This is a genomic window from Hymenobacter sp. UV11, from assembly GCF_004684095.1.
Classification (GTDB): domain Bacteria; phylum Bacteroidota; class Bacteroidia; order Cytophagales; family Hymenobacteraceae; genus Hymenobacter.
The window spans coordinates 54747-80303 of the sequence record NZ_SRII01000014.1 but is presented as its reverse complement, the minus strand read 5'-3'; the positions used below and the strand labels follow the sequence as shown (position 1 = coordinate 80303).

The window sequence follows — 25557 nt, the reverse complement described above, 5'->3', positions numbered from 1 at the left end:
GGCGGGGCTAGCCGCGCCCGGCCAGGTAAGCCGCTACCTCGGCCAGCCGGTTCGAGAAGCCCCACTCGTTGTCGTACCAGGCCGCCACCGACAGCAGCTGGCCCTGCTGGGTGGTCAGCGGCAGGTCGATAATGGACGAATGCGGGTCGGCCACGATGCGGGCGCTGGCCCACTCGTCTTCCAGCACGTCGAGCACGCCGTGCAGGGGGCCCGCTTGCGCCGCCTGCCGGAAGGCGTCGTTCACCTGCGCCACGGTGCAGGCGCGCTCGGTCACCAGGTTCAGCTCGGCGATGCTGCCCGTGCGGGTGGGCACCCGGTAGGCTTTGCCAGTGATTTTCAACTCGGGCCAGATGAACTGCAAGGCCCGCGCCGCGCCCGAAGCAGAGGGAATAATGTTCTCGGCCGCCGCCCACGAGTCGCGCCGGTCGTGCATCGGCTGGTCGGTCAAGGACTGCGAGTTGGTGTAGGAATGCACCGTGGAAAACAGCCCGTACTGAATGCCGAACTGCGCCTGAATAACCTGCACCACGGCCGCCAGCGCGTTGGTCGTGCAGCTACCCATACTGATGATGCGGTGCCGGGCAGGGTCAAAGGTGTCGAGGTTGATGCCCTTCAGCAGCACAGCGTCGCAGTCGGCCAGCGTCTTGCTGGCCGCGCTCACCAATACATATTTCGCCCCCCGGTCGAGGTGCGCCTGGGCCCCGGCGCGGGTGGTAGCCCGGCCGGTGCAGTCCACCACCAGGTCTACCCCCAGGGCGGCCCAGTCGGGTATCTCCTTGGCCGAGTTGAGGTAGGGAATGGGGTGCTCGCCCACCCGCAACTGGCCGGCCTGGCCCGTTACCGGCGCGGTCCAGCGCCCATAGTTGGTATCCACGGCAAAAAGGGCGGCCAGGGTAGCCTCGTCGCGAACATCGGCAATAACCACCGGCACGAACAAGCCCTGCTGCAAGCCGACGCGCAGCAACTGCCGCCCGATGCGGCCGAATCCATACAAGGCAATTTTTTTCATAAGCAACAGATTGTGATTTACTTACAGTAATGCTCCCGCACGTAGCCAACTACCTACTTGACCGGGGCCTTGGCGGCGGCGGCCAGTATCACGTCGGCTACCTTATCGGGCTGGGCCAGCAGGACCATATGGCTGGCGGGCAGGGTAGTGGTACTGGTAGCCTTCATCTTTTTGGCCAGGCTGCGTTCTAGGTCGGGGTTTATCATGCGGTCGTTGGCGGCCACGATGTACCAGCTGGGCTTGGTTTGCCAGGCTGGGGTGCTCACCTTGTCTTTCAAGGCCGCGAAAGGCTGTGGGGTCTGCGTAGCAATGGCGACCTGCTGCTCGGTTTTGGATAGGTCCTGCGCTACATCCTCGACGAAGCCCTTGGGCGACATGTGGACGTAGCCGAACTTATCGGGTTGAATCTGGTCGTTGCCGGGCGTGCCGGGAAAGGTCTGCACCAATTCCAGGAAGGATTGGCCCGCGTCGGGGGCCGCGGCGGCCACGTACACCAGGCCGGCTACTTTGGGGTCGGTGCCGGCCTCCGTAATCACCACGCCACCCCAGGAGTGGCCCACCAGCAGCACCGGGCCGTCTTGCAAGTCAATGGCCCGCTTAGTGGCGGCCACGTCATCGGCCAGCGAGGTGAGCGGGTTTTGCACGGCCGTGACGTGGTAGCCCTTGGCTGTGAGCAGCGGAATGACCTTGGCCCAGCTGGAGCCGTCGGCCCAGGTGCCGTGCACGAGCACGATGTTCTGGATGCCCGCCGGAGGGGTAGACGGGTGCGCGGCAGAGGGGGTAGGGGCTGGGGCAGCGGCCAGCAGCAGGCTGGCGAGCGCCCCCGCTAAGGAGCCGGAAATCAGGTTCATACTAAAAAAGGGTTGCGGCTGGGCCCCAAGTGCTTGCGCAGCTCGGCGGCGGCCTGGGTGACAAAGGAGGTTACCTGGGGCAGGTCGGCCAGCGCGTTGAGCAGGCCGCAATCGTGCATCATGCCGTCGTAGCGCACGGTAACGAAGGCAACCGGGCCGCGCTCACTTAATACAACCGCGTCGGGGCCTCCTTACTACTGCAAACCTAGGGGCGTACATGGCGCGCCCTGCGGTAAAAAAGCCGGAATAAACGGTACTTTTAAGTGGATAACCCAGCCCTGTGCCCGCCCTGCCCGGCGCGGAAGCTTACTTCGTGGTCTCTATGCGCCTGCGTGTTTTTCTCTTAATCGGCGGCTGGCTGCTGAGCACGTTGGCGGCTCGGGCCGAGCCTATTACGCCGCTGCTGACCCCGGCCGCGGTTGTTCGCTTGCGCGCGCAGCTCTGGCGTACCCCGGCTAGTCCTGCTCGCCTGCGCCTGCTGGTGCAGCTGGCCGAAGAGCTGCTGGCCCAGCACGACGAGCTGGGAATGCCCCTCGATAGCGCGGTCGCCTATGGTCAGCAGGCGCTCGCCCTGAGCGCGGGGCTGGCCGACCCCGCCGGCCGCATTCGCAGCATGTACGTAAGTGGGCAGCTGCCCGGCGCGAAGGATGCGGCCGATACCACTGGCCGGGCGCAACTGCGCCAGGGAGTGGCCTTAAGCCAACGGCTTGGCTACCCCCTGCTCGAAGCCAGCGGCTGGCTCCACTTGGCCGACAGCTACCCGCGCACTATGCTAGGGCTGCCACGCAAGCTGGTCGGCTACGCCCACGCCGCTACCCTGTTCAAGCAAGCCAGCCGGCCGGTGGAGTACGCCTACGTGTTGAAAACCATGGCCGATATGCACCTGCTGCAAGGGCATTCGGGCCAGGCCGAGCAGGAGCTGCTGCACGTGCTGGACCTGTACCGGGCCGCCGGTCACCGCGAGTTGCACTACACCTACGACTTATTGCGGGGCGCTACCCGGCAGGCGGGCAACTACCAGGAGGCCCTACGCTATGGCCTGGCATCTATTGAGAGTGCCCAGGCCACCCACGACACCACGGTGATAGCCTATTTTTATAGCAATGTAGCGGCCATCTACGCCGAGCTGAAGCAACCGGAGCGGGCCTTGGCTTACTACCATCGCATCCTGCGCCGCGAGTTGCGGTCGCGGGCGAAAGAAGGGGCGGTAAGTACGTGTGCCGTTATCAGCCGCCTGCTGCTGGGCCAGCAGCAGCCCCGCCAGGCCCTGCGCTTTCTGCAAGCCACGGCGGGCCCCATCCAGGCCACCGACCAGGATACCTACACCCGCTGCCTGGTTGACTGCTATGTGGCGCTGGGGCAGTTTGCGCGGGCCGAGCGAGCGCTGCGGACGTTACTGGCCGCGGCCCGCCAAGTCCCCTTAAGTGACATGGACCGCATGAACCTGGACAAAACGGCTGGCAGATTTTACTTGGCCACCCGGCGCTACGCCCAGGCTTACCCCCATTTGCAGCAGGCGCTGGTGCTAAGCCAGTCGGCCGGGTTTCTATTGCAAACGGCCGCGCTGCACCAACTGCTGTTTCAGGCTGATTCGGCCCTGGGGCGGTTTCCCGCCGCCATTGGCCACTACCAGCAGTACAAGCGCCTTACCGATTCGGTGTTCAACGCCACCCGCAGCCAGCAGCTGGCCAGCCTCCAGATTCAGTACGACACCCGCCAGCAGGAGCAGAACATTGCCCTGCTTACCAAGCAAGGGCAGCTGCAACAGGCCCGCCTGCGCCAGCGCGAGCAGCAGCGCAACGCCGGGCTGGTGGGGGCGGCCCTGCTGCTGCTGTTGCTGGCCCTGGGCTACAGCCGCTACCGCCACGGGCAGCGCAGCAACCGCCTGCTGCGCGCCCAGCGGGCCGAGATTGAGCAGCGCAGCCAGGCGCTGGCGCAGCTGCTGGCCGAGCAGCGCGAGCTACTCACCGAAAAGGAATGGATGCTGCGCGAAATTCACCACCGCGTTAAGAATAATCTGCAAGTAATTGGCAGTCTGCTTAATACCCAGGCCGACTATTCGCCCGACCCCGCCGCCCTCAGCGCCCTGCGCGAAAGCGAGCACCGGGTGCAGGCCATGGCCCTGGTGCACCAGCACCTCTACCAAACCGACCGCGTGGGCTGGGTGCCGCTGCCCGCCTACGTGCAGGAGCTGGCCGCCCACCTGCTTGATGCCTTCGATGCCACCACCCGCGTGCACCTGCACCTCGACCTGGCCCCGCTGGCCCTGCCCGTAACGGTGGCCACCCCGCTCGGCCTGATCCTGAACGAGCTGCTCATCAATGCGCTAAAGCACGCCTTCGGGCCCGGCCAGCCTGGTACGCTGACGCTAACCGGCCGGGTGCTGCCGCAGCATGCGTACCAACTCAGCGTGGCCGACGATGGCCGGGGCCTGCCGGCCGACTTCGACCCGGCCCGCGCTAATTCACTGGGCCTTAACCTAATAACCGGCCTGAGCCACCAGCTCGACGGCGAGTTTAGCCTCCTGCCTAACCCCGCGGGCCGGGGCGCGGTAGCCCGCTTATGCTTAGCCCTCCCCGGCCCGGCCGAGCACGGTGCCTAGCGCAGTTTCCGATTTAGTGTACAGCGCGAGCGCCAAACGGAGTGGCACTCCGTTTGGCGCTCGCACGGAAACGGAGTGCCACTCCGTTCTACATCGCGCTGTATATAGACCTGGAAATTGCCATAGAAGCCCCGCGCGGCGGCCCGCCATAATCCGCTGAAAGTACCGCGAATGCCGGTTTTTTTACCGCCGGGCCAGTCTGGAGGGCGGGTAGTTTTGCAGGGTCAAAGCTGCCCCAGGGCGCAGTGCTGCGGGCGGCCTGGCATTTTTTCACCCTCCTAACCATCCGAGTCATGCCTAAAATCACGGTAAAAGACGGCACCGAAATTTTCTACAAGGACTGGGGCACGGGCCAGCCCTTGTTCTTCCACCACGGCTGGCCGCTGTCGAGCGACGACTGGGATGCCCAGCTGATGTTTTTCCTGAACAAAGGCTACCGCGTTATCGCCCACGACCGGCGTGGGCACGGCCGCTCGTCGCAGGTGCCCACCGGCCACGACATGGATACCTACGTGGCCGACGTAGCCGAGCTGACGGCCCACCTCAACCTGCAAGATGCCGTCCACATTGGGCACTCCACGGGCGGCGGCGAGGCCATTCACTACGCTGCCCGCGCCGAGAAGGGCCGCGTAGCTAAAGTGGTGCTCATCAGCGCCGTAACGCCCCTTATGGCGCAGGGCCCTACCAACCCAGACGGCGTGCCGATGGCGATATTCGATGAAATCCGCGAGGGCACGGCCATGCACCGCGCCCAGTACTACCTCGACTTTACCCTCCCCTTCTACGGCTTCAACCGCGAGGGAGCCAAGGTGCAGCAAGGCATCCGCGACAACTGGTTTAGGCAGGGCATGACTGGCGCTGCCAATGCCCACTACTACGGCATCAAGGCGTTTTCGGAAACCGACTTCACCGAAGACCTCAAAAGCGTGGATATACCGGTGCTGGTGCTGCACGGCGAAGACGACCAGATCGTGCCTATCCAGGTGGCCGCCGTCAAGGCTATTAAGCTGCTCAAGCACGGTAAGCTAATTACATACCCCGGCTTTCCCCACGGCATGCCCGCCACCGAGGCCGCCACGATTAACGCTGATTTGCTGGCGTTTATCCAGTCGTAGGTAGTCGTTAAAATTGACGAAAAAAGGCCATGCTGCGCGCAGTATGGCCTTTTTTGCGTTTACCAGCCAGCTGCTTTCAGCGCACGCCCAGCTTCTTCATGCGGGCTTCCAGCGTGGTGGCCTTGATGCCTAGCAGCTCGGCCGCGCCACCGTCCCCGCGGATGCGGCCACCGGCCTGCGCCAGCGCCGCCGTAATGGCTTCGCGCGCGGACTCGGCGAAGAGGCGCACGGGCGGGGCCGCAACTGGCGCGGAGGGCGCGGCCAGTGCCGGGACCAGCGATTCAGCCAGCGCCACGGTGGGCGTGCGGGCCACAATGGCGGCGCGCTCTAGCACGTGCTCCAGCTCGCGCACGTTGCCAGGCCAGTGGTAGGCCAGTAGCTGCCGCACGGTGTCGGGGGTGAGGCCGGTGAGGGGCTTGCCCAGCTTCTTGCCCAGGCGCTGCAAAAAATGCTGGGCCAGGGGCAGCACGTCCTCGGGCCGGGTGCGCAGGGGCGGCACGGCCAGCGGAAACACGTTGAGGCGGTAGTAGAGGTCGGAGCGGAAGCGGCCCTCGGCCACCTCCTGCTTGAGGTCGCGGTTGGTGGCGGCCACGATGCGCACATCCACCGCGATGGGGTGGCGGCCGCCCACGCGCTCTATCTCGCGCTCCTGCAGGGCGCGCAGCAGCTTGGCTTGCAGCTCCAGGGGCAGCTCCCCGATTTCGTCGAGGAAGATAGTGCTGCCGTCGGCCAGCTCAAACTTGCCCAGGCGCTTGTCGGTGGCCCCGGTGAAGCTGCCTTTTTCGTGACCAAACAGCTCGCTCTCAATCAAATGCGGGGGTAGGGCGGCGCAGTTAACCTTGACCATGGTGCGGGCGGCCCGGCCCGATAGTTCGTGCACGGCGCGGGCCACCAGTTCCTTACCAGTGCCGGTTTCGCCGGTTATAAGCACCGTGGCATCGGTGCCGGCCACTAGGCCCAGGCTGCTCACCAGCGCCTGCATGGCCGGGCCGGTGCCGATGATTTCGCCCACGTTATACGTAGTGCGGATTTCCTCGGCCAGGTAGGTGTTTTCCTGCGCCAGCTGCTCGCCCAGGGTCTTGATGCGCTCGAAGGCCAGCAGGTTTTCCAGGGCCAGGGCCAGCAGGCGGCTCAGCTCTTGCAGTAGGCGCAGGTCGCGGGCGGTGTAGGCGTAGCGGGCGCGGCTAGCCACCACCACGGCCGCCCCCGGCCGCCCCTGCACGTGCAGCGGCATGTACATGGACGAGCGCAGGCCCAGGTGCTCGCCGTAGCGCCGGGCCACCAGATTTTGGGCGCGCCGGGCCTCGCCTTCGTCGCCCACGTTCAAGGTAGGCTGCTGCAGCCGGGCCTCCAGCTCTAAGATAGACTGCTGCCAGGCCAGACGGGCGGCGGCATCGGGCAGGTACACAAACTCGGCGGCGGGCAGCAGCCGGAAGCTGCCGTCGGGCTGGCGGCTGGCGTTGGTACCGTCTTGCACGGGGCCCAGCACCCGGTCTACGCCGTAGAGCGCCACCAAATCGAGGGGTAGCACCTGCTGCAGGGCTTCGGCCACGGCCGGGGCAATTGCTTCCAGCTCGCGCCCGTTGCGAAAGGCGCTGACCAAGGCCAGCTCGGCCGCTTTCTGGCGGCGGCGGGCCTCCACCTCTTCACACACCAGCAGGTTGTCGAGGGCCAGGGCCAGCTGCGGCAGTAGCAGGGCCACGGTGGCGTACTGCTCGGGGGTGAAGGCGGCGGGGTCGGGACTGGCCAGCTGCAAGCTGGTGAAGGAATGGCGCTTGAGCAGCACCGGAAACGTGGCCAGCGCCCGCGCCCCAAACGCATCGCGGCTGGCGCGAACCGTACGCTGGGTGCGGCATAGCTCGTTGAAGATCGCACCAGTGAAGGTGCCTGCCTGCTCGCCCATTTGGTCGGGGGGCTGCTCGGTGAGGCGCTGCAGCAGCGCGTCGGGCGCATCGGGGCCCAGCAACCGCAGCGCCGGCACTTTCTCGAAGGTGCCGGCAGCGCTCTTGTGCAGCACCACCCAGTAAAACGACTGCTCCTGGGGCAGGCCAATACGCAGGCTGAGCAGGGTGAAAGGCACGAGCTGGTCGAGCTGCGCGGCAATGGCCTGGCACAGCTCGTCGCGGTTGTGCAGGTATACAATGGCGTTGTTGACCGCCACTTGCAGCTCGCGCTGCTGGCGCAGACGCGCCTCCTCGCCGTGAGCGTGGCGGTAGCGGGCCAGTTCTAGGGCGGCCAGCACGTCCTTCTCCCGAAACGGCTTGTTGAGAAAGCCCAGCGGCTGCGTGCGGTTGGCGGCCGCCAGCACCTCGTCGCTGAGGTTGGCCGAAAGGAACACGAACGGAATCTGGCGCTCGCGCAGCCAGGTGGCCAACTCCAGGCCGCTTTCGGGGCCTTTCAAAAAAATGTCGAGCAGCACCACCGTGGGGGGCGCGTCGGCCAGCAGGTGCCGGGCCTCGGCAGCCGTGGCGGCCATGCCCAGCACCTGGTAACCGGCCTTGGTGAGTCGCCGCCGCAGGTCGTCGGCCACAATAAACTCGTCCTCTACCAAGAGCACCGTATCGATGGGAGCGGGCAGCGAGCTGGCGGGTGTCAGGGCAACGGGCATGAAACAGGCTGATAAGTTAGCGAGAATCAGTCCCGCTACGCTGGGCTAATTCTCCAAAAGTAGGCTCCATTATGTTGGAGGCTCCAACATAATGGGCGGGTGGAGAAGATAGCACGGCTGGCAATTTATGATGTAATAAATTGATTGTCAAACATAAGCGAAGAAAAAAACACATTAAAAATCGGCGGTGGCAGGTTGGCACCGTGCTGGCACTGGCCTGGGCAACTCCTTTTCTGCCGACCTATGCCAACTTTCAACACCTCACCAGCCGAACCGCTTCGCATTGCGGAGTGGGTAGCCACCGGCGGCACCCTACCGGCCCCGCCCAGCGGGCATTTTGCCCTGCTAATCATGCGTGAAGGTACTGGTACCTACCATCGCCCCGACGACGAGGCCGTTGCCTGCTTGGCTGGGACGCTATTGCTGCTGGGGCCCGCCGACCGTTGGCAACTAGCTGCTTCCCAGCCTACCCGCCTGGCCTGGTTGTGCTTCTCTGCCGATTTTCTGACCAGCCAGACCACGGGCTTCCCGCAGGCCGCCGACTGGCAGCAGCTGCGGAGCCGGGGGGCTACCCTGGGCCGAGCCGGGCACCTGGCCCCGGCGGCCGTGCCACCCGCGCTGGCGGCGCTGCTCACGCTGCTCATCGACTGCTACGCCGGCTGCCCCGGCGCGGCGCTGGACCCGCTGGCCGGGCCGCTGGCGGGCACGGTGCTGCGGGCCGTGGGGCAGCAGCTAGCCCCGGCCCTGCCCGCGCCCGGCGGCGCGGTGGCCGCCCACGCGGCGGGCGTGGTGCGGCAGGTGCTAGCCTACATCCGGCGGCACGCGGCCGTGCCCGGCCGGCTGCACCTAGGGCACCTGGCCGACGAATTTGCCTACTCGCCCTCGCACCTGAGTGCCTTGTTTCGGCAGCACATGTGCGAGCCGCTGCACCAGTACATTGTGCGCCACCGCTTGCAGCTGGTCGAAACACACTTGCGGGCCGGGGCCCTCACCGTGTCGCAGATTGCAGACGAGCTGGGCTTCGTGGACGTGTGCCACCTCAACAAGCAGTTCAAGAAGCGCTACCACCTCACGCCCACCGAGTACCGGCGGCAGCGCAGCACCCTTGCCGTAGCCAGCTATGCGCACGCCTGAGCCAACCGCCCCCCGCGCCCCGCTGGCCGTGGGTCCGCTGGCCGACCTGCGCCGCCAGCGGCCGGCCAGCATCGCCCACTACGCGCTCGTATTGCTGGAGGCGGACCGCCGGGCGGCGGCCTCCCCCCAGCTGCTGTACTGTGGGGTGCCCGGCCAGCTGGCGGCCCTGCTGGCCCGCGTGCCGGCGGCGGCCCAGGGCCTGGGAGCCTGCTTCGCCCCCGGCCTGCTGCCCGAAGAGCCCGGGGCCGGCCACGCCGCGCTGGCCCTGCTGGCCAACCCGGCCCCGCTGGCAGTGGCCGCTGCGCCGGCGGCCGAAATCGCGTTTCTGCTCACCAGTCTGGGCCAGCAGGTGGCCGCCGGCCAGGGCCTGGAGCTGGCGCGGGCCTACCTGCACGCGCTGCTGCTACGCTGCGCCAGCCTGCGCGGGCCGGGGCCGGCCCCGGCCGCGCCGGGCGGCCTGCTGGCCCGGTTCCGGCAGCTGCTGGAGCAGCGCTTCCGCACCTGTAAGTCGGTGGCCAGCTACGCCCACGAGCTGTGCGTGACGCCTAACCACCTGAGCGAGCGCATTCGCCAGGAAACGGGCCGGCCGGCCGGCGAGCACATCCGCCAGCGCGTGATGCAGGAGGCCCGCCAGCTGCTGGCGGGGCCTGACGTGCAGCTTAAACAGGTAGCCTACGAGCTGGGCTTTGAGGATACGGCGCACTTCGGCAAGCTCTTTAAGCGCTGCCACGGCATGAGTTTTTCTGATTTTCGGACTAAGCAGCTGGGGTAAGCCGGCTCGGGTTTGCGAGTCATGTACGCGCGGCTGTGATAATTCGTACACGGCTTGTAAATCTAGCTTATCTACCAATGAGTCAAAATTTTGACGCCCTGATAGTGGGGGCCGGCCAGGCTGGCCCGCCGCTGGCGGGCCGCCTCACGGCGGCGGGCTGGTCAGTGGCGCTCATCGAGCGCAAAGACTACGGCGGCACCTGCGTAAATACCGGCTGTACGCCCACTAAGGCCCTGGTGGCGAGCGCCAAAGCCGCGCACACCATGCGTCAGGCTGCTGCCTACGGCCTCCCCCCCGCGGGTGAGCTCCGGGTGGATTTAGCCCTGGTGAAGGCCCGCAAGGATGCTATCGTGGCGGCCTCGCGCACCAGTCTCGAAGCCTGGCTGCAGCAGCTACCTAGCTGCACGCTTTTCCGGGGCACTGCCCGGTTTGCGTCGCCCACGGCCGTGCAGGTGGGGGAGGAGTTGCTGGAAGCCCGGCATATTTTTCTGAATGTGGGGGCCCGGCCGGCCAGCCCGGCGCTGCCCGGTATCGGGCAGGTGCCCTACCTCACCAGCAGCACCCTGTTGGCGCTGGAAGAATTGCCGACGCACTTGCTCGTGGTGGGCGCGGGGGCCGTGGGGCTGGAATTCGCGCAGCTTTTCCGGCGGCTGGGCGCGCAGGTAACCCTCGTCGAGCGCAACCCGCGCCTGCTTCCGCACGAAGATGCCGACGTGGCGGCCGCCGTTACGGACATTCTTGCTGGGGAGGGCATAGCGCTGCGGCTCGGGGCCGAGTGCATTGGCCTGGCGCAGGAAAACGGGCAGCCGGTGGTGCACGTCAGTTGCGCGCACGACCCGGCCCCGAGTCGGGGCTCGCACCTGCTGCTGGCCCTGGGCCGCCAACCCAATACCGATGACCTGGCTCTGGAAAAGGCTGGCTTGCAGGCCGATGCCCACGGCTACATTCCGGTGAATGATCAGCTGCAAACGGCCACGCCGGGCATCTGGGCGCTGGGCGACTGCAACGGCCGGGGCGCGTTCACGCACACCTCCTACAACGACTTCGAGATTGTGACCGCCAACCTGCTCGACCACGACCCGCGGCGCGTGAGCGACCGGCTGCCCGTGTCGGCCATTTACCTCGACCCGCCCTTCGCCAAAGTAGGCTTGACCGAAACCGAGGTGCGGGCCGCCGGCATTCCGGCGCTAATCGGCAAGCGGCCGATGACCGAGGTGGGCCGGGCCGTGGAGAAAGGCGAAACCCAGGGCTTTATAAAAGTGCTGGTGCACGCCGAAACCGACCAGATTCTGGGGGCCAGCATCGTGGGCGTGGGCGGCGATGAGGCCATCCACTGTATCATCACGGCTATGTATGCCCATCAAACGGCGGCCTTCATGCGCCGCAATGTCTTCATTCACCCCACGGTTTCGGAACTGATTCCGACGGTATTCGGGGAGTTGAAGCCGCTGGCTAGTTGAGCAGTAAGGCCGCCAGCTCCTGGGGCTTGGCGAAGAACGGACTGTGGCCGCAGTCCAGAGTATCTACTTGGGCTACAGCCCCGTTGGCGGCCACCATGCGCCGCTGCAAGGCGGGGGTGATACCCACGTCGCGCAGGGTTTCGATGTAGCGTTTGGGTAGGCGGCCGAAGTTGGCGGGCGTGAGCGCGACCGGCTCCTGAAAGGGGGGTAGGGGCTCGGGCCGATGCCGGGCTACCACCAGCGCCTGAATGGCCGGGGGGCAATCGGCCGCGAAGATGGGCACGATGGCTTCGGGCTGGATAGTGGCCGTGCGCTGGTCGGCCGACACGACCAGGTTGGCGGGCAAGATGCTGTCCGCATCGGCGAAGCTGAAGGCACTTTGGCCGTCGAGGGGCAGGTAGGCGCAGAGGTACACGAGCTGCGCAATGCTGGCCGGAATACGCTCCGCTACCTGCGAGACGACCAGGCCGGCCATGCTGTGGCCCACCAGCACAACGGGGCCGGCTTCGGCCAGCACGCGGGCGGTGGTGGCCTCCACGTAGCTGGCCAGGGTGAGGTCGTCGGGGGGCATGGGGTCGTCGCCGTGGCCCGGCAGGTCAAAAGTCACTACCCGGTGCCCGGCCTGCTCCAGCAGCGGCCGCACCTCGGCCCAGGCGTATTGGCCCGACCAAGCCCCGTGAACGAGTACGAAAGTCTTTTTCATGAGAAGGATTAAAAACTGATTATGAATAAATTGCCAACAGGCTCAAGCCCTAAAACCGGAAGGTGACCCTAGGCGAAACGTAGGTCTGGTCGAGTCCGGGGCCGGAATCCCGCAGGAACTGGCCAGCCCGGAAGTAGGTCAGGAACAACTCCAACTCCCAGTGGCGGCTGGCCTGCCAGTCACCTTCCAGCGTGAGCTGGTCGCCGATGTAGCGCGCCTGGCCGGGGTTACCGGGGCGGTTTAGCACGTAGGGCACGCGGTAGAGGCCGTCGTCGAGGCTGGCGCGCCAGAAAAAATCCCAGTCGAAGCTCAGCGCGAAGGCATCGGTGCGGGCCGGGTAAAGCGTGAGCACCGGGTGCAGGTCGAAGAGGTTGGCCGGGCCAATAAGAGCCGCTTGCCCGAAGTATGCCCCCTTGGGAAATAGCGGGTTAAAGGTTTGCAGGTTAGGGTTTTCAGCATTACGGTCGCCGCTGATGTATTCAGCGCGCAGTTGCAGCAGCGGCCGCAGTGGCTGAGCGGCAAGCCGGTAGCCAAACTCGCCCGAGGCCGTCCAGGCGCTGATGTTGCCGCTGCCGAAGCTGCCCCACTGGTACACGGCCTCCACGTTGTAGCGCCAGGCGCCCGGGCTGCCCCACCAGCGGCTGCCCACCGAGTGCCGCCGCTCGGTAGCCAGGCCCTGCTGGTAGCGGGCCGCCTGGTTGTCGAAGCCCAGGTAATACATATCGAGGCCGCCGCCCAGGCCCTTGAGCGTGTGCACGCCGTAAAGGCCCCAAAACCAGACGCTTGGGCTCGGGCTATCGTCAAAAATGCCGGGCTTGGTGGTGGCCGGGCGGGTAAGAAACCCGTCGAGCTTCCAGCCCGGCGCGTAGCTCAAAAAGCGCGCGCCGTCGAAGGTCTGGCGCACGTTGGGAGCCTCGCGCCACGAGATGAGGCGTGACGAGCCGTAGGCCATTTCCTGCCGGCCCAGCCGCAGCGTGAGGCCCCGCCGGCCGGGCCCGGTGCCCACGTCCATGAAGGCCTGTTGCAGGTCGAGCTGGTCTTCTTCGGTCAACTCGGGCGCGTAGCTTTTGAAGTGGGTCAGCCCGCTTTTGAGCTGGCCAAACACCCGCAGATGGGGGCCCAGGTGCAGGTCGGCGTGCAGCATGTAGCGCTCCAGCAGGTAGCCGTTGGGGTCGTCGGGGCCGGCGCCCCAGTCGCGGTGCCCAATACGCTGGTACTGCGGCCGGATTTCGCCGCCGAAGCTTAAGTAAGTGGTTTTAGCCGCGTTGAGTGGGATAAACTTAAGCGGGTCGAACAGGTCGGGGGGCACCGCGCTGCTGTCGTGGGCCAGGTAGCGGTAGTCCTCGCGGGCACGCTCCATCTGGTAGGCCGGGGAGGTGGCCCGGTGTTCCTCGCCGGGGGGTAGCCTGGACTGGGCCAGGATGCGCCCCCCGGCGAGGAACACCAGCAGCCCAGCTACCAGCCCCGTGGCCAGCGGCTTACTTGGCAGTAAGCGGCGCATCGAGCTGCTGGATAAAGTCGGCTGCCGCCGTTTCCACGTAGGGCCCATAGGCGGCTACCAGCACGCCCCGGTGGGCGGGGTTGCGGCCCGAGCGCAGGGCGTAGAGCACCGCGCTGTCGTCGGGGTTCGAGTTGCCCTCGAAGCGGTGCACCTCTTCTATGTGCAGCTCGCTCGGGCGCAACTCCTCGGGCACCTGCACGCAACGGGCCACGGTGCCGGCCAGGTTGTAGTCAAGGGTGTAGCCCCGTCGACGCAGGGCCAGGAGCGCTTCCATCAGGGTGTCGTAAACGGGCGTTTCCATAAGGCAATAAATTGACAGTGAATAAATTGGCTTCAAATCAAGGCGCATCTGGACAACAGTAGCTAGCCGGCTAGCCCGGCTAGCTGGCCTCGAATGCCCGGCCGTAGGGCCCTGGCACGGGCACGGCGGCTAGGTCGGCGTGCAGGTCGGCAGCGGCGTGGAGCGGGAAGTAGGGGTCGCGCAGTAGCTCGCGGGCCAGTAGAACTAGGTCGGCCTGTTGGCTGGCAATGAGGTCATTGGCCTGGGCGGGCGTGGTAATGAGGCCCACCGCGCCGGTCACAATCCCCGTTGCGGCCTTGATTTTGGCGGCGTAAGGCACCTGGTAAAGCGGCACCACCTTGGCCCGGTCGGGCATGCCGAAGCCCCCGGCTGAGGCCGTTACCACGTCCACGCCGCGCTGTTGCAGCGCTGCCGCCAGGCGCACCGAGTCGGCCAGCCGCCAGGCGTGCTCCTCATCGGAGAAATCCACGGCCGAGAGCCGCACCAGCAGCGGCATACTGCCGGGAATAGCCGCCCGGATGGCCTCCACCGTTTCGAGCAGCAGGCGAACGCGATTGTCAAAGCTGCCCCCGTACTCATCGGTGCGGTAGTTGACCAGGGCCGAGTAAAACTGATGAAATAAGTAGCCATGCCCGGCGTGCAGCTCGATGGTATCGAAGCCGGCGCGCCCGGCCCTCCCGGCCGCCTGGGCAAAATCAGCCACCAGCTGCTGGATTTCCGGCCTGGTCAGGGCCTCGGCAGTGTGCTGCTGGTCGAGCGATACCGCCGAGGCGCTTTTGGTCGGCCAGCCGCCCTCGGCCGGGGGTAGGTAGTGAAAGCCGGCGGCCGGGTGCGCGTGGCTGCCCTTACCCCCCGCGTGCCACAGCTGCACGGCGATGCGGGCGCCCTGGGTCTGCACAAACTGCACCACCGGCCGCCACGCCGCCACCTGCGCCTCGTTCCACAAGCCAGCGTCGAACGGCGTGTTGCGGCCCTCCGGGGTCACGGCCGTGGCCTCCGTGATAACCAGGCCCACGCCACCCACCGCCCGGCTACCCAGGTGCACCAGGTGCCAGGCCCCCACCAGGCCATCGGGGCTACGGTACTGCTGCATGGGCGACATCACCAGCCGATTCTTCAGGGCCAAGCCGCGCAGCTGCAACGGCGAGAATAGGGATAAGCTCATGCCTCAGGCGGTTATGGTGACTGTCAGATTAGTGGCGGCCTGCTGCCGGGCCTGCCGGTGGTAGCCCAGTACCCGTAGAGGCAGCAGCAAGCCGGGCAGGCCTACCACGGCCAGCCCACCCCAGCGGGCCGCCACGGCCCCCAGCAGGCACCCGGTCAGGAAGGCTCCGATTACCAGCCCCTGCTTGCGCAGCGCGGCGGCCGGCTCGGGGCTGGGGTGGGCCATCAGCCCCAGCGCGTCGAGGGTAGCCTGGGTCACGTTGCCAGTCATGACGGTAGTAGGGCCGTAGGTTTCCTTGGCGTAGAGGCGGCCGAACGCGTTTTGCAGGCCCATGGCGAACACCACCAGCATGGCGGCCACCTGCCGCAGCGCCCCCGGCCCAGCCAGTGCCAGCAGGCCGGCGGCCAGCAACAGGCCGCCTTCCCAAAGCAAAACGGCGTAGCGGTTTTGGGCGCGGCCACCCACCCAGCGGCCCGCCGCCACGGCCGCCACAAACACTGGGAAGCTCACCAGCTTGGTCCAGGCGTGGGAATCGACGTGGTGCAGCACATCGTAGGCAAACACGATGAAGTTGCCGGTGACGTGGGCCGAAAACAGCGAGTCGGCCGCCACGAAGGTGACCGTATCGCAGAAACCAGCCACCAGCGTCAGCAGGATGCTCAGGTGGCGGAGGCGTTTTTCCAAGTCGGGAGCCATAAGCTGCGGTTGATTAAGTAGCCAGCCACTGCCACAGGTAATGGTCTACGGAGCGGGTACCCGGCCCCAGGGCCAGCAGCAGCAGAAAGCAGATGGTGTAGATGTAGGGCACATCGCGCACGGCCACCGAATCGCGCCGGTGCACCACGAAGTAGCCAATGGCCGTGACGCCGATGGTGGGCAGCACCGCCAGCCGCGTGGCTACCCCCAGCACCACCAGCAAGGGCACCACCGTGTCGGAGAAGGTGGCTACCAGCTGGTTGAGCGCAGCCGGTAGCCCCAGGGGGTTGGGTACTACCTCCGGCGCTTCGCCAGCCGGGTACTGAAACTTGCGCAGCCCATGCACCCGAAATAGCTCCACGGCCAGCAGCACCCGAAAGCCCAGCAGCGCCCAGTTGTTGAGGGCGCTGCCCAGGTCGGAATAAAGCAGCGTTTTGAAGAAGTCAAGCATGACGAGCCGGGAAGGGCGTTTCTCTCTAAAAAGCGAAGCAGGAGCAGCCGAGCGCGCCCCAGAAGGCGGTGTAGTTGTTGACCGGCACGTTACTTAGGCGGGCCTGGTCGTGGGCGTGGCCGTGCACATCGCAGGCTCCGGCGCAGCAGTGCACCTGCGCAAGCACTTGGCGCTGGGCGGCGCGGGCGGCCCCAGCGGCGGGACTGTCGGCGGCCGGCGGGCGGTTGGCCGTCACGCGGTAGGTCGGGTTGGCAGGGTAGTAGCCGGGGCGGATAACCGTGGGCGACCAGTCGGGCAGGATGGGCAGCGGCGCGGGACCGAAGCCGCCCTTGGCGTACACGATGGTACCGCCCACGATGGTCATCTCCGCCTCAATCTGCTTGATAACCTCCTCATTCACTGTAAAATAGTCCTGGTCGAGCACTGCCAGGTCGGCCAGCTGCCCCACCTTGATGCTGCCTTTTGTGTCCTGTTCGCTCGAAAACCAGGCGCTGCCCCGCGTGTACAATTCCAGCGCCGTGGCGCGGCTCAGGCGGGTGGCCTCCGGGTAGAGGGGTAGGCCGCCCACGGTTTTGCCGGCGGTCAGCCAATACAGGGCCAGCCAGGGGTTGTAGCTGCTCACGCGAGTGGCGTCGGTACCGGCCCCCACGGGCAGGCCAGCGGCCAGCATCCGCTGGATGGGCGGCGTGTGCTGCGCGGCCGCGGCCCCGTAGCGCTCCGTGAAATACTCGCCCTGAAAAGCCATGCGGTCCTGCACCGCGATGCCGCCGCCCAGGGCCCGCACCCGGTCAATGTTGCGTTCGTCGATGGTTTCGGCGTGGTCAAATATCCAGGGTAGCCCGTCGAAGGGCACCTCGCGGTTAACCTGCTCAAACACGTTCAGAAAGCGCGTAATACTCTCGTTATACGTGGCGTGCAGCCGAAAAGGCCAGCGGTTTTCGACCAGCAGGCGCACCACCCGCGCCAGCTCGGTCTCCATCGTAGCGGGCAGGTCGGGGCGGGGCTGGAGAAAGTCCTCGAAGTCGGCGGCCGAAAACACCAGCATCTCGCCGGCCCCGTTGTGGCGGTACATGTCGTCGCCCTGACGCAGCCGCACCGAGTTGGTCCAGGCCTCGAAGTCCTCGTACTCCTGCTTGGGCCGCTGCGTAAACAGGTTGTAGGCGATGCGCAGGGTGAGCTGCCCGGCGTCGTGCAGCTCCTGAATCACCTGGTAGTCATCGGGATAGTTCTGGAAGCCGCCGCCCGCGTCAATTACGCTCGTGAGGCCGAAGCGGTTCAGCTCGCGCATAAAGTGGCGGGTCGAGTTTACCTGGTGCTCGTGGCCGAGCTTGGGGCCTTTGGCCAGGGTCGAATACAGAATCATGGCGTTGGGCGTAGCCAGCAGCAGGCCGGTGGGCTCGCCGCGGCTGTCCTTCTGAACCTGCCCGCCGGGGGGCGCGGGCGTGGCGCGGGTGTAGCCCACGGCTCGCAGCGCGGCCCGGTTCAGCAGGGCCCGGTCGTAGAGGTGCATAATGAACACTGGCGTGTCGGGCGCGATGGCGTTCAGCTCGTCGAGCGTGGGCATGCGGCGCTCGGCAAACTGCATTTCCGTCCAGCCGCCCACCACGCGCACCCACTGCGGGGTGGGGGTACGGGCCACCTGCGCGGCCAGCAGGCGCAGGGCATCGGCCAGCGAGGGCACGCCGTCCCAGCGCAGCTCCAGGTTGTAGTTGAGCCCGCCCCGAATCAGGTGAATGTGCGAGTCGTTAAGTCCCGGAATGGCCCGCTTGCCTTGCAGGTCGATGCGCACCGTGGCCTCGCCACCGAGCGGCATTACCGCAGCGTCGTCGCCCACGGCCACAAACCGGCCGGCTTCGATGGCTACGGCCGTGGCGGCGGGGTTGGCCGGGTCCACGGTGTGAATGCGGCCATTATACAGAATCAGGGAAGCAGGCATAGCAAAAAAAGGGGGGTAGGGGAGAAGTGCCGGAGCACGCCCAGCGAGCATTGCCAAGCCGTTTTAGGCCGCTACTTCGTGCTGCTTCAGCATGTTGTGGGCGTACTGAATGCCCAGGCCGTAGCCGCCGCCGTACTTCTTCATCAGGTCCGTCACGGCCGGGTAGGTTTCCTGGCGGGCCCAGTCGCGCTGCAGCTCCAGCACGTACTGCACGGCCGTCATCGGGCGCACGCCGGCCTGCACCATCCGTTGCATGGCCCGCTCGTGGGCTTCGGGCGTCACGTCGCCGCAGGCATCGGCAATCACGTAGACCTCGAAGTTTTCGGCCAGCGCCGACAAGGCCGGCCCCACAATGCACACGCCCGTCCAGAGGCCGGCCATCACCAGCTTCTGCTTGCCAGTGGCCTTGATGGCTTGGTTGCAGGCCGCGTCTTCCCAGGTGTTCATGGTTGTGCGGTCGAGGTAGGGCGTGGTGGCCGGCGGGTACACCTCCGTGATTTCCGGAAACGTAGGGCCGCTAAAGGCGTGCTCCAGCACCGTCGTCACGATGGTGGGCACGTTGAAAATGCGCGAGCCCCCCGCGAGAATGGCCGCGTTGGTGCGCAGCTCGCTCATGCCAATGCTACTAGTAGCGAAGGCCATCTGCCCCTCAAAATCGATGAGCAATAGGGCGTGGTTTTGGGGGTCGAGGAGCTGGGAAGAAGGATGAATGTCCATGGTAACTACTTAAATGAAAGGAGTGAATGCACCTGCGCTGCACCTGCAAAACGCTCTTTCAAAGGTCTGGCCAGCCCCTACCGGCAACAAGGTGCAAACCACGGCTTCGGGGGTATAAATCATGGGCCGCCCGGCCGCCCCGCAGCCAGTATTTGTACTGCTGAAGCCGTGGTTTGCACCTTGCCGCTACCTCCCGCGCGCACGCACCTTTGCCCCTTCCTACCGGCTTCGCGGCCAACTTCGCTTATGCACGATTCCCCCCTCACCCTGGCCGGCCAGCCGCTGGCCACGGCCTCCCACGCCCTGATTCTGCTGCACGGCCGCGGCAGCTCAGCGGTCGATATTCTTGCGCTGGCCCGCTACCTGCCGGTGGCCGACTACGCCCTGCTGGCCCCGCAGGCCACCGGCCACAGCTGGTACCCGCAGTCGTTTCTGGCCCCGCCCGCCCATAATGAGCCGTACCTGACGGCGGCGCTGGCCGCCGTGGGCCGGGCCGTGGCCCTAGCCGCCAGCCACGGCATTGACCCCGCGCGCACCTACCTGCTCGGCTTTTCGCAGGGAGCCTGCCTCACGCTGGAGTACGCCGCCCGCCACGCCACCCGCTACGGCGGGGTAGCGGCCTTCACGGGCGGCCTCATCGGCGACCAGGTGTACCCGGAACGCTACGCCGGCGACTTCGGCGGCACGCCCTGCCTGCTGGCCAGTGCCGACCCCGACCCCCACGTGCCCGCCGCGCGGGTGCGCGCCTCCGCCGCCCTGATCACCACCCTAGGGGCCGCCGTCACGGAGCAGATTACCCCCGGCATGGGCCACACCGTCACGCAGCCGCAGTTGTCGCTGGCTAGTGAGTTGATTTTTAAACCGGTACCAAGCCACTAAATTCTTTTCCTCTCATGGCCGATACTGCCCCCGCTCCCGTTCCGTTCGACCCGCTGAATTTCCTGCTGGTGCCCGCGCGCACCTTCGAGCAGCTTGAAATCGGCGAGGTGTTTCGCGCGCCCAGCCGCACGCTCACCGACGCGCACTCGGCCGCCTTCCAAACCGTGTCGTGCGATAACCACCCCGTGCACTACGATGCCGAGTGGGCCCGGCGCCACGGCCACAGCGCCCCGGTGGTGCACGGCTTGCAGGTGCTGGCCTTTACCGCGCCGGGGGCCACGTTGTTTCCGCACGTCATTGGCGAAGTGTTTATTGCCTTCACGGAGGTGTCGTGCCGATTTCTGGGCGAAGTCCACGCCGGTGATACCCTCTACCCGGCCCTGCAAATCACCGACCTTATTCCGCGGGGCGCTACCGGCACCGTGGTCACGGCGGCCACCGTTCACAACCAGCGCGGTGAGCTGGTGCTCAGCGGCCAGCACACGTATTTGCTGCGCACTACGCCGGCCGCTTAGGCCGCTTATTTCCTTTCACCTCTTTACTTGATTACCCACATGGAACCTCGCATTCTGGGCCTGCACCACGTCACGGCCATTGCGGGCAATGCCCCGCGCAACTACGACTTCTACACGAGGGTCCTGGGGTTGCGCTTCGTGAAGAAAACCGTTAACTTCGACGACCCCGGCACCTACCATTTCTACTTCGGCGACGAAACCGGCTCGGCTGGTACCATTCTCACGTTCTTTCCCTGGGAGCACATCACGGCCGGGCGGCGCGGCACCGGCCAGGCCACCGAAATCGGCTACTCGGTGCCGGCCGGCAGCTTCGATTTCTGGATGCAGCGCTTCGAGGCTAACGGCGTAACCTACAACAAGCCCAGTGAGAAGTTTGGCGAGCAGTACCTCACGTTTCTGGACCCCGATGGCCTGAAATTTGAGTTGATTGCGTCGAAAATGCCCGACCCGCGCACGCCCTGGACGACCTCCGAAGTAGGGGCCACCGTAGCCACGCGAGGCTTCCACACCGTCACGCTCACGCTGGCCGACCCCCAAGCCACCGCCGAAATCCTGACCGACGTATTCGGCTATACCTTACTGGAAACCCACGTCAACCGCAGCCGCTACGTAACGGACACGGTGCCGGGCGGGGCGCAGTACATCGACCTGGTAGCGGCCCCCGGCGAGGCCCGCGCCATCACGGCCGGCGGTTCGGTGCACCACATTGCTTTTCGGGTGAAAGACGACGAGGCTGAGTTGTACTTCCGCCGGAAGCTCATTGCCAAGGGCATGCAGCCTACCCCCCAGATTGACCGCGACTACTTCCACTCGGTATACTTTCGCGAGCCGGGCGGGGTGCTGTTCGAGCTGGCCACGGAAAACCCCGGCTTCGCCGTGGACGAGCCCCTGGCCGAACTGGGCACCCACCTGATGCTGCCCACCCAGCACAAGCACCTGCGCCCGCAGCTGGAGCAGCGCCTGCCCAAGATTGGGTAAGGCCAGGGTGGCAGCCAGGCAGCGCGAAAAATTCTGCAAGCGCGTCACGCAGAGCCGGTTGAAGCAGCGCTGCCGAACGATACGGTGGAGCTACTTCGATTGGCTCCACGTGACGCGCTTTGCTTTTTAAGCCAAGCCGGCCACTTAAGGCGCGGCGCTAGTACTCGCGCAAGTCCTCATCCACGTAGCACCAAGCCCAGCGCTCGCCGGGCTCGGCCGAGGTGATGACGGGGTGCTGCGTGGCGTGAAAATGCTTGGTAGCGTGCTTGTTGGGTGAGTCGTCGCAGCAGCCCACGTGCCCGCAGGCCTGGCAGATGCGTAGGTGCACCCAGGTGCTGCCCAGCGCCACGCACTCGGGGCAAATGTGCTGGGTATCGCGCCGCAGGTGCTGCGTGTCGAGCGTGGTCAGGTGCTGGCAAAGGGTACTCATCGCAAGAGGGCTTGGTGGAGGAAAGGAGCAGCTGGCGAAGTACGGTGGGCCGCCGCGCAAAACCAGCCCCAGCGTGGCTTTATACCGCAGATTCGCTGGTTTGTACCGCCGCGGCGGTGGGGGCGAGGGGTAGTTTTGCCACCGTGCGGCTCGCAGGGAGCCAGCAGTCCCTAACCCCCTTTTTTGACCTTGAAAACGCTCATTCTCTTTTATTCGACCTACGGCCACGTCTGGAAGCTGGCCGAAGCCGTGGCCGACGGTGCGCGCCAGGTAGCGGGCAACGACGTAGTCGTAAAGCGCGTGCCCGAAACCCTGCCCCCGGCCATTCTTGACCAGATTGGGGCCACCGGGGCGCAGCAGGCCTTCGCCCACCTGCCCGTGGCTACCCCGCAGGAACTGGTTGACTACGATTCCATTATCTTCGGTACGCCCACCCGCTACGGCAACCTCTGCGGCCAGATGCAGGCCTTTATGGACAGCACCGGCGGCTTGTGGGCCAAGGGCGCGCTCGTGGGTAAGGTGGGCGGCGCGTTCGTGAGCACCGCCACCCAGCACGGCGGCCAGGAAGAAACCATTCGCGCCTTCCACACCGAGCTGCTGCACCACGGCTTCGTTATCGTGGGCCTGCCCTACGCCTGGCAGGGCCAGATGGGCCACGAGGAAGTAACCGGCGGCACGCCCTATGGCGCCAGTACCGTGGCCGGTGGCCAGGGCGAGCGCCAACCCAGTGCCAATGAGCTGGAGGGCGCTTACTTTCAGGGCCGCCACACGGCCGAAATCGCCCGTAAGCTGGCGGCAGGGTAGGGGCGATGCCCGCCCCGCCTCTACGTGCCGCCCGGCCAGCTGCCGCCCCACGCTGGCTGGGGTCGTAGGGCGTGCGCGGGGCGGCCGGGCGGGCCGCGAGTTTCTGGCCCTGCTGAAAGGCGAAAGTAGCCTCTACCACCTCTGCGAGGTAAGTTCGCAGGACTGAGCAATCACTTTTTGCTAGCCTATGAACGTGCGCTACCTGCTTCTTGCGGGGCTGCTAGGGCTAGGGGCGCGGCTGGCAGCCCCGCCCAGGCTCTGGCGGCGGGCGCCGTATTCGTGATAGGCAGTAGCCGCGCCGTGCCCGAGCCGGTGAGCACGGGGCCCTATGAGTTTTTCTAGGCCGCCACCCTGGGGGGCACAGCAACCTGCGCGGCTACGGGCGCGCGCGCTTCGCGGGCCAGCACAGTGCGTATCAGAATGCCGAAGTGCGCCTGCAAGTGGCTCGTTTCCGCAGCTACCTGGCGCCCGCCACCGTGGGCGTGCTGGCTTTTCACGACGTGGGCCGCGTGTGGCTGCCGGGCGAAAGCTCGCGCACCTGGCACCAGGGCTGTGGCCCTGGCCTGTGGCTGGCCCCCACGCCGCAGGTGGTGCTGGTCGCACCAGCGGGCTCTCGCCCGAAGAGGCACTGCCGCTGGTGCGGCTTGGCTTCTTATTCTAATTTATTGATTAACAATAGTTTATATTTTTTCTATGCAACTCTCAGTACGGTTATCCTGGTGGCACCGGCTGGTTGGCTGGCTGGCAACCCCAGTACCCCGCCCGGCCAGCGTGCCCACTGCGCCCTTACCCGCGGTGGGCACCGAGCAGCTAGCCGGCCAAGCCGACGGCTTGGCCGTGCTGGTGAAAGCGCAGGGGCCGGCTAGCCAGCCTACCCCTTTGCAAGTCATCTGCCTGTTTGATAGCAGTAATCCGCAAGACATCTACCAGTCGCCCCCCGCCCTGCCGGCCGCCCGCAATGGGCTGGTTCACGTCGACCAGGCGCTGGGCGGCCAGCTCACGGCCCTGCGCCGGGCCGGGCATTTCCGGGGCCTACCCGTCGAAACGCTACTGCTGACACCGCCCGCCGGCACTATGCCAGCTACCCGGCTGCTACTGCTGGGGCTAGGCAGCCGGGCAATAGCCGCCACCAGCCTGGAATCCCTGCTGGAGCAGGTCGGGCTGACTGCCATGCGCGAGGCCCTGCGCCTGGGCGTAGCCAGCTACTCCTTTGCGGCCAACGTGCAGGACGGCGGCCTGACCGTAGTGCCCGCCCCTGTTACGCAGGCACTGCTCACGGGTACTTTCGCGGCCTACCGTACGCAGCAGTACGTGGCCGCTCACCAGTTGGGGCCGCCACCCACCGTGCGGCAACTGACGATGCTGGCCGGCCCGCCCACCTTCGCCCACGCCGTAGCGGGCGTCGAACAATTTTTTCGTTACCAACGGGCTAGCTAGCCGAGCTAAGTAGGTAGTAGCGCAATTAGCAAACCCTCTGGTTTATAGCCTTCCTACCCCGTGACTTTTCCTCAGCAGGTTTGTGAAGCCGCCCCACTTTCAGGATGACCCAGAACGAAATACTGACTCCCGTGCCGGGCCCAGCTGGCTGGACCGGGCCCTCCAGCGTGCTGGTAGTAGGGGGCTCGGTGGCCGGGCTGGCGGCCGCCCTTGCCCTGGCCCGCACTGGCCACTACGTCACGGTGCTGGAGCGTCGGGCCGGCTCATTGCACGGCGGGGCCGGCCTGGGCATCGACCGCCGGCTGCTGACGGCCGTTACCGGCCAATCGGCCCTGGGGGAGGTTAATAGCCCAGCCCTGCCCGTCGTCACCAGCTCCCGCGATTCTACCAGTTGGGAGGCGCTGTACACCTGGCTGCGCACGGGCGTAGCCCGGCAGGCCTCCCGCATTCGAGTACTGGCAGCTCGCACGGTGGTAGAAGTGGGCCAGGACCAGCACCGGGCTTGGGTGCGCACGGCCGAAGGCCCGCGCTACGAGGCCAACTGGCTGGTGGGGGCTGACGGTTACCGCAGCCTGGTGCGGGCGGCCGTCAGCCCTGAGCAGCCGGCTGCCCGCTACGCTGGCTACGTGCTCTGGCGGGGCTTGGTGGAGGAACATGACCTGCGCCACCCGCTGCCCGCTACCGCGCTCGGCGTGCAGGAGCATTGGCAGCCCCGCTACCGCCTGGTAGCCTACGCCGTGCCTGGAGCGGGCGGTACTATTGAGCCGGGCCAACGCCGCCTCAGCTACGCCTGGTACGACCCCGACCGCACTTCCTTGCTGCGCGAAATGGGCTGCCTGGTTGGCGATGAGGTGCGCGCCTCCGTGCGTCCTGAGCAGCTGCCAACCGAGTTGCGCGCTGAGCTGGCAGGAGCGCTAACGCGCTGGCCGGCTCCCTGGCCGGCAGTACTGGGTACCTCGCTGGCAGCGGGCGGCCTGTTTGGTACGCCCGTGGCTGAATACCTGCCTCCGCGCCTGGTGCAGGGCCGCCTAGCGCTGCTTGGTGATGCTGCCCACGTTGTTAGTCCTATTACGGGTAGCAGCTACCGCCACGCGTTGCTCGATGCGCAGGCGCTGGCCGCTGCTTTAGCAGCAGTTGGTCCACCAGTAGCTAGACGGCTGCTGACTTACGAGCAGGCTCGTTTAGGTTCTGCCCAGCGGCTCGTACGCACCAGCCAGCGCCTTGGCAACGCCTATCTGCGGTATGTGGGCGGGTAGGCAGGCCTATGCTGCACGCAGCAAACAGGTGAAAGAATTGCTTTCTCAAAGCCACGGCCACGGGCCCTTATTGGATGCTTTTCGAGGGGCCATTTCCAGCGCGTAGAGGTGCTTTTTTCGGCCGTATTTTGCTGACCCTTATTGGAGTACTTTTAGGGCACGACACCCGTCGCCCTCTTTGCCTGTGTATCGACCAATGATAAAGGTCAGCTTACCGAAGCTAAAGTAATAGGTCAG

General features: G+C 66.1%; 25 protein-coding genes. 11 read left to right on the top strand and 14 right to left on the bottom strand.

All coding sequences use genetic code 11. From position 1 onward, the window contains the following. Positions 1 to 7: 7 nt before the first annotated feature. The 3 genes from E4631_RS21895 to E4631_RS26050 are packed head-to-tail and all read right to left on the bottom strand — an operon-like array spanning position 8 to position 1997. Positions 8 to 1009 carry a type I glyceraldehyde-3-phosphate dehydrogenase gene (locus E4631_RS21895; protein WP_133659084.1) on the bottom strand — a complete coding sequence of 334 codons (1002 nt, stop codon included), beginning with the start codon at positions 1007 to 1009 and terminating at the stop codon, positions 8 to 10. 53 nt (positions 1010 to 1062) lie between these two features. Next, on the bottom strand, positions 1063 to 1860 hold the full coding sequence (locus tag E4631_RS21890; protein ID WP_133659085.1) for an alpha/beta fold hydrolase: 798 nt from the start codon (positions 1858 to 1860) through the stop codon (positions 1063 to 1065). Beyond that, positions 1857 to 1997: a hypothetical protein gene (locus tag E4631_RS26050; RefSeq protein WP_166648204.1), complete on the bottom strand. Its 141-nt coding sequence runs from the start codon at positions 1995 to 1997 to the stop codon at positions 1857 to 1859. The genes E4631_RS21890 and E4631_RS26050 overlap by 4 nt, the downstream gene beginning before the upstream one ends. Before the next feature lie 185 nt (positions 1998 to 2182). Between E4631_RS26050 and E4631_RS21885 the strand changes: the two genes are divergently transcribed. Continuing rightward, positions 2183 to 4462 (top strand): sensor histidine kinase, encoded by a 2280-nt coding sequence (locus E4631_RS21885; protein WP_133659086.1) that lies wholly within the window; start codon positions 2183 to 2185, stop codon positions 4460 to 4462. A gap of 293 nt (positions 4463 to 4755) precedes the next feature. After that, positions 4756 to 5577: an alpha/beta fold hydrolase gene (locus tag E4631_RS21880; RefSeq protein WP_133659087.1), complete on the top strand. Its 822-nt coding sequence runs from the start codon at positions 4756 to 4758 to the stop codon at positions 5575 to 5577. Positions 5578 to 5653: 76 nt separating this feature from the next. On the opposite strand, the gene E4631_RS21875 is transcribed toward E4631_RS21880, so the two are convergent. Further along, complete coding sequence (locus E4631_RS21875; RefSeq protein WP_133659088.1) at positions 5654 to 8185, bottom strand: sigma 54-interacting transcriptional regulator; 2532 nt, start codon at positions 8183 to 8185, stop codon at positions 5654 to 5656. Between the two features lie 243 nt (positions 8186 to 8428). On the opposite strand from E4631_RS21875, the gene E4631_RS26310 reads away from it, so the two are divergent. The 3 genes from E4631_RS26310 (at position 8429) to E4631_RS21860 (ending at position 11551) form a co-directional block, all read left to right on the top strand. Next, on the top strand, positions 8429 to 9319 hold the full coding sequence (locus E4631_RS26310; RefSeq protein ID WP_240735158.1) for an AraC family transcriptional regulator: 891 nt from the start codon (positions 8429 to 8431) through the stop codon (positions 9317 to 9319). Beyond that, positions 9306 to 10091 (top strand): helix-turn-helix transcriptional regulator, encoded by a 786-nt coding sequence (locus tag E4631_RS21865; RefSeq protein WP_133659089.1) that lies wholly within the window; start codon positions 9306 to 9308, stop codon positions 10089 to 10091. The genes E4631_RS26310 and E4631_RS21865 overlap by 14 nt, the downstream gene beginning before the upstream one ends. A gap of 77 nt (positions 10092 to 10168) precedes the next feature. Beyond that, the gene (locus E4631_RS21860; protein ID WP_133659090.1) at positions 10169 to 11551 is read left to right on the top strand and encodes an FAD-containing oxidoreductase; all 1383 of its coding nucleotides are present in this window, start codon (positions 10169 to 10171) and stop codon (positions 11549 to 11551) included. Here E4631_RS21860 and E4631_RS21855 read toward each other — a convergent pair. From E4631_RS21855 to E4631_RS21820, 8 genes are all read right to left on the bottom strand, one after another. Then, on the bottom strand, positions 11544 to 12254 hold the full coding sequence (locus E4631_RS21855) for an alpha/beta fold hydrolase (protein WP_133659091.1): 711 nt from the start codon (positions 12252 to 12254) through the stop codon (positions 11544 to 11546). The genes E4631_RS21860 and E4631_RS21855 overlap by 8 nt on opposite strands. A gap of 49 nt (positions 12255 to 12303) precedes the next feature. Continuing rightward, positions 12304 to 13755: an alginate export family protein gene (locus tag E4631_RS21850; RefSeq protein WP_166648205.1), complete on the bottom strand. Its 1452-nt coding sequence runs from the start codon at positions 13753 to 13755 to the stop codon at positions 12304 to 12306. After that, positions 13733 to 14056 carry a phosphoribosylpyrophosphate synthetase gene (locus tag E4631_RS21845; RefSeq protein ID WP_133659093.1) on the bottom strand — a complete coding sequence of 108 codons (324 nt, stop codon included), beginning with the start codon at positions 14054 to 14056 and terminating at the stop codon, positions 13733 to 13735. The genes E4631_RS21850 and E4631_RS21845 overlap by 23 nt, the downstream gene beginning before the upstream one ends. A 79-nt stretch (positions 14057 to 14135) precedes the next feature. Further along, a complete protein-coding gene (locus E4631_RS21840; RefSeq protein WP_133659094.1) occupies positions 14136 to 15221 on the bottom strand; it encodes an NADH:flavin oxidoreductase/NADH oxidase in 1086 nt (361 codons plus the stop codon). Positions 15222 to 15224: 3 nt separating this feature from the next. Continuing rightward, positions 15225 to 15917, bottom strand: coding sequence for a YoaK family protein (locus E4631_RS21835; RefSeq protein ID WP_133659095.1), 693 nt, complete (start codon positions 15915 to 15917; stop codon positions 15225 to 15227). Between the two features lie 13 nt (positions 15918 to 15930). Continuing rightward, positions 15931 to 16368, bottom strand: a complete 438-nt coding sequence (locus E4631_RS21830; RefSeq protein WP_133659096.1) for a DoxX family protein — start codon at positions 16366 to 16368, stop codon at positions 15931 to 15933. Positions 16369 to 16393: 25 nt separating this feature from the next. After that, complete coding sequence (locus E4631_RS21825; RefSeq protein WP_133659097.1) at positions 16394 to 18304, bottom strand: amidohydrolase; 1911 nt, start codon at positions 18302 to 18304, stop codon at positions 16394 to 16396. A gap of 63 nt (positions 18305 to 18367) precedes the next feature. Then, entirely contained in the window at positions 18368 to 19021 is a 654-nt protein-coding gene (locus E4631_RS21820; protein ID WP_133659098.1) for a hydrolase, read from the bottom strand. 246 nt (positions 19022 to 19267) lie between these two features. Between E4631_RS21820 and E4631_RS21815 the strand changes: the two genes are divergently transcribed. From E4631_RS21815 to E4631_RS21805, 3 genes are read left to right on the top strand one after another with little or no spacing between them, the layout of a single operon-like run. After that, positions 19268 to 19900 (top strand): alpha/beta hydrolase, encoded by a 633-nt coding sequence (locus tag E4631_RS21815; protein WP_133659099.1) that lies wholly within the window; start codon positions 19268 to 19270, stop codon positions 19898 to 19900. Positions 19901 to 19914: 14 nt separating this feature from the next. Then, a complete protein-coding gene (locus E4631_RS21810) occupies positions 19915 to 20415 on the top strand; it encodes a MaoC family dehydratase (protein ID WP_133659100.1) in 501 nt (166 codons plus the stop codon). Between the two features lie 39 nt (positions 20416 to 20454). Then, the gene (locus E4631_RS21805; RefSeq protein ID WP_133659101.1) at positions 20455 to 21393 is read left to right on the top strand and encodes a ring-cleaving dioxygenase; all 939 of its coding nucleotides are present in this window, start codon (positions 20455 to 20457) and stop codon (positions 21391 to 21393) included. A 157-nt stretch (positions 21394 to 21550) separates the two neighbouring features. Here E4631_RS21805 and E4631_RS21800 read toward each other — a convergent pair whose 3' ends face one another. Further along, positions 21551 to 21823 carry a UBP-type zinc finger domain-containing protein gene (locus tag E4631_RS21800; RefSeq protein ID WP_133659102.1) on the bottom strand — a complete coding sequence of 91 codons (273 nt, stop codon included), beginning with the start codon at positions 21821 to 21823 and terminating at the stop codon, positions 21551 to 21553. Positions 21824 to 22012: 189 nt separating this feature from the next. Between E4631_RS21800 and wrbA the strand changes: the two genes are divergently transcribed. After that, entirely contained in the window at positions 22013 to 22627 is a 615-nt protein-coding gene (gene wrbA, locus E4631_RS21795) for an NAD(P)H:quinone oxidoreductase (protein WP_133659103.1), read from the top strand. A 338-nt stretch (positions 22628 to 22965) separates the two neighbouring features. Here wrbA and E4631_RS26045 read toward each other — a convergent pair whose 3' ends face one another. Next, the gene (locus E4631_RS26045) at positions 22966 to 23124 is read right to left on the bottom strand and encodes a hypothetical protein (RefSeq protein ID WP_166648206.1); all 159 of its coding nucleotides are present in this window, start codon (positions 23122 to 23124) and stop codon (positions 22966 to 22968) included. 196 nt (positions 23125 to 23320) lie between these two features. Here E4631_RS26045 and E4631_RS21790 point away from each other — a divergent pair, with 196 nt between their 5' ends. Then, positions 23321 to 24064: a M17 family peptidase N-terminal domain-containing protein gene (locus tag E4631_RS21790; protein ID WP_133659104.1), complete on the top strand. Its 744-nt coding sequence runs from the start codon at positions 23321 to 23323 to the stop codon at positions 24062 to 24064. 104 nt (positions 24065 to 24168) lie between these two features. After that, positions 24169 to 25320: an FAD-dependent monooxygenase gene (locus tag E4631_RS21785; protein ID WP_133659105.1), complete on the top strand. Its 1152-nt coding sequence runs from the start codon at positions 24169 to 24171 to the stop codon at positions 25318 to 25320. Positions 25321 to 25557: the final 237 nt, after the last annotated feature.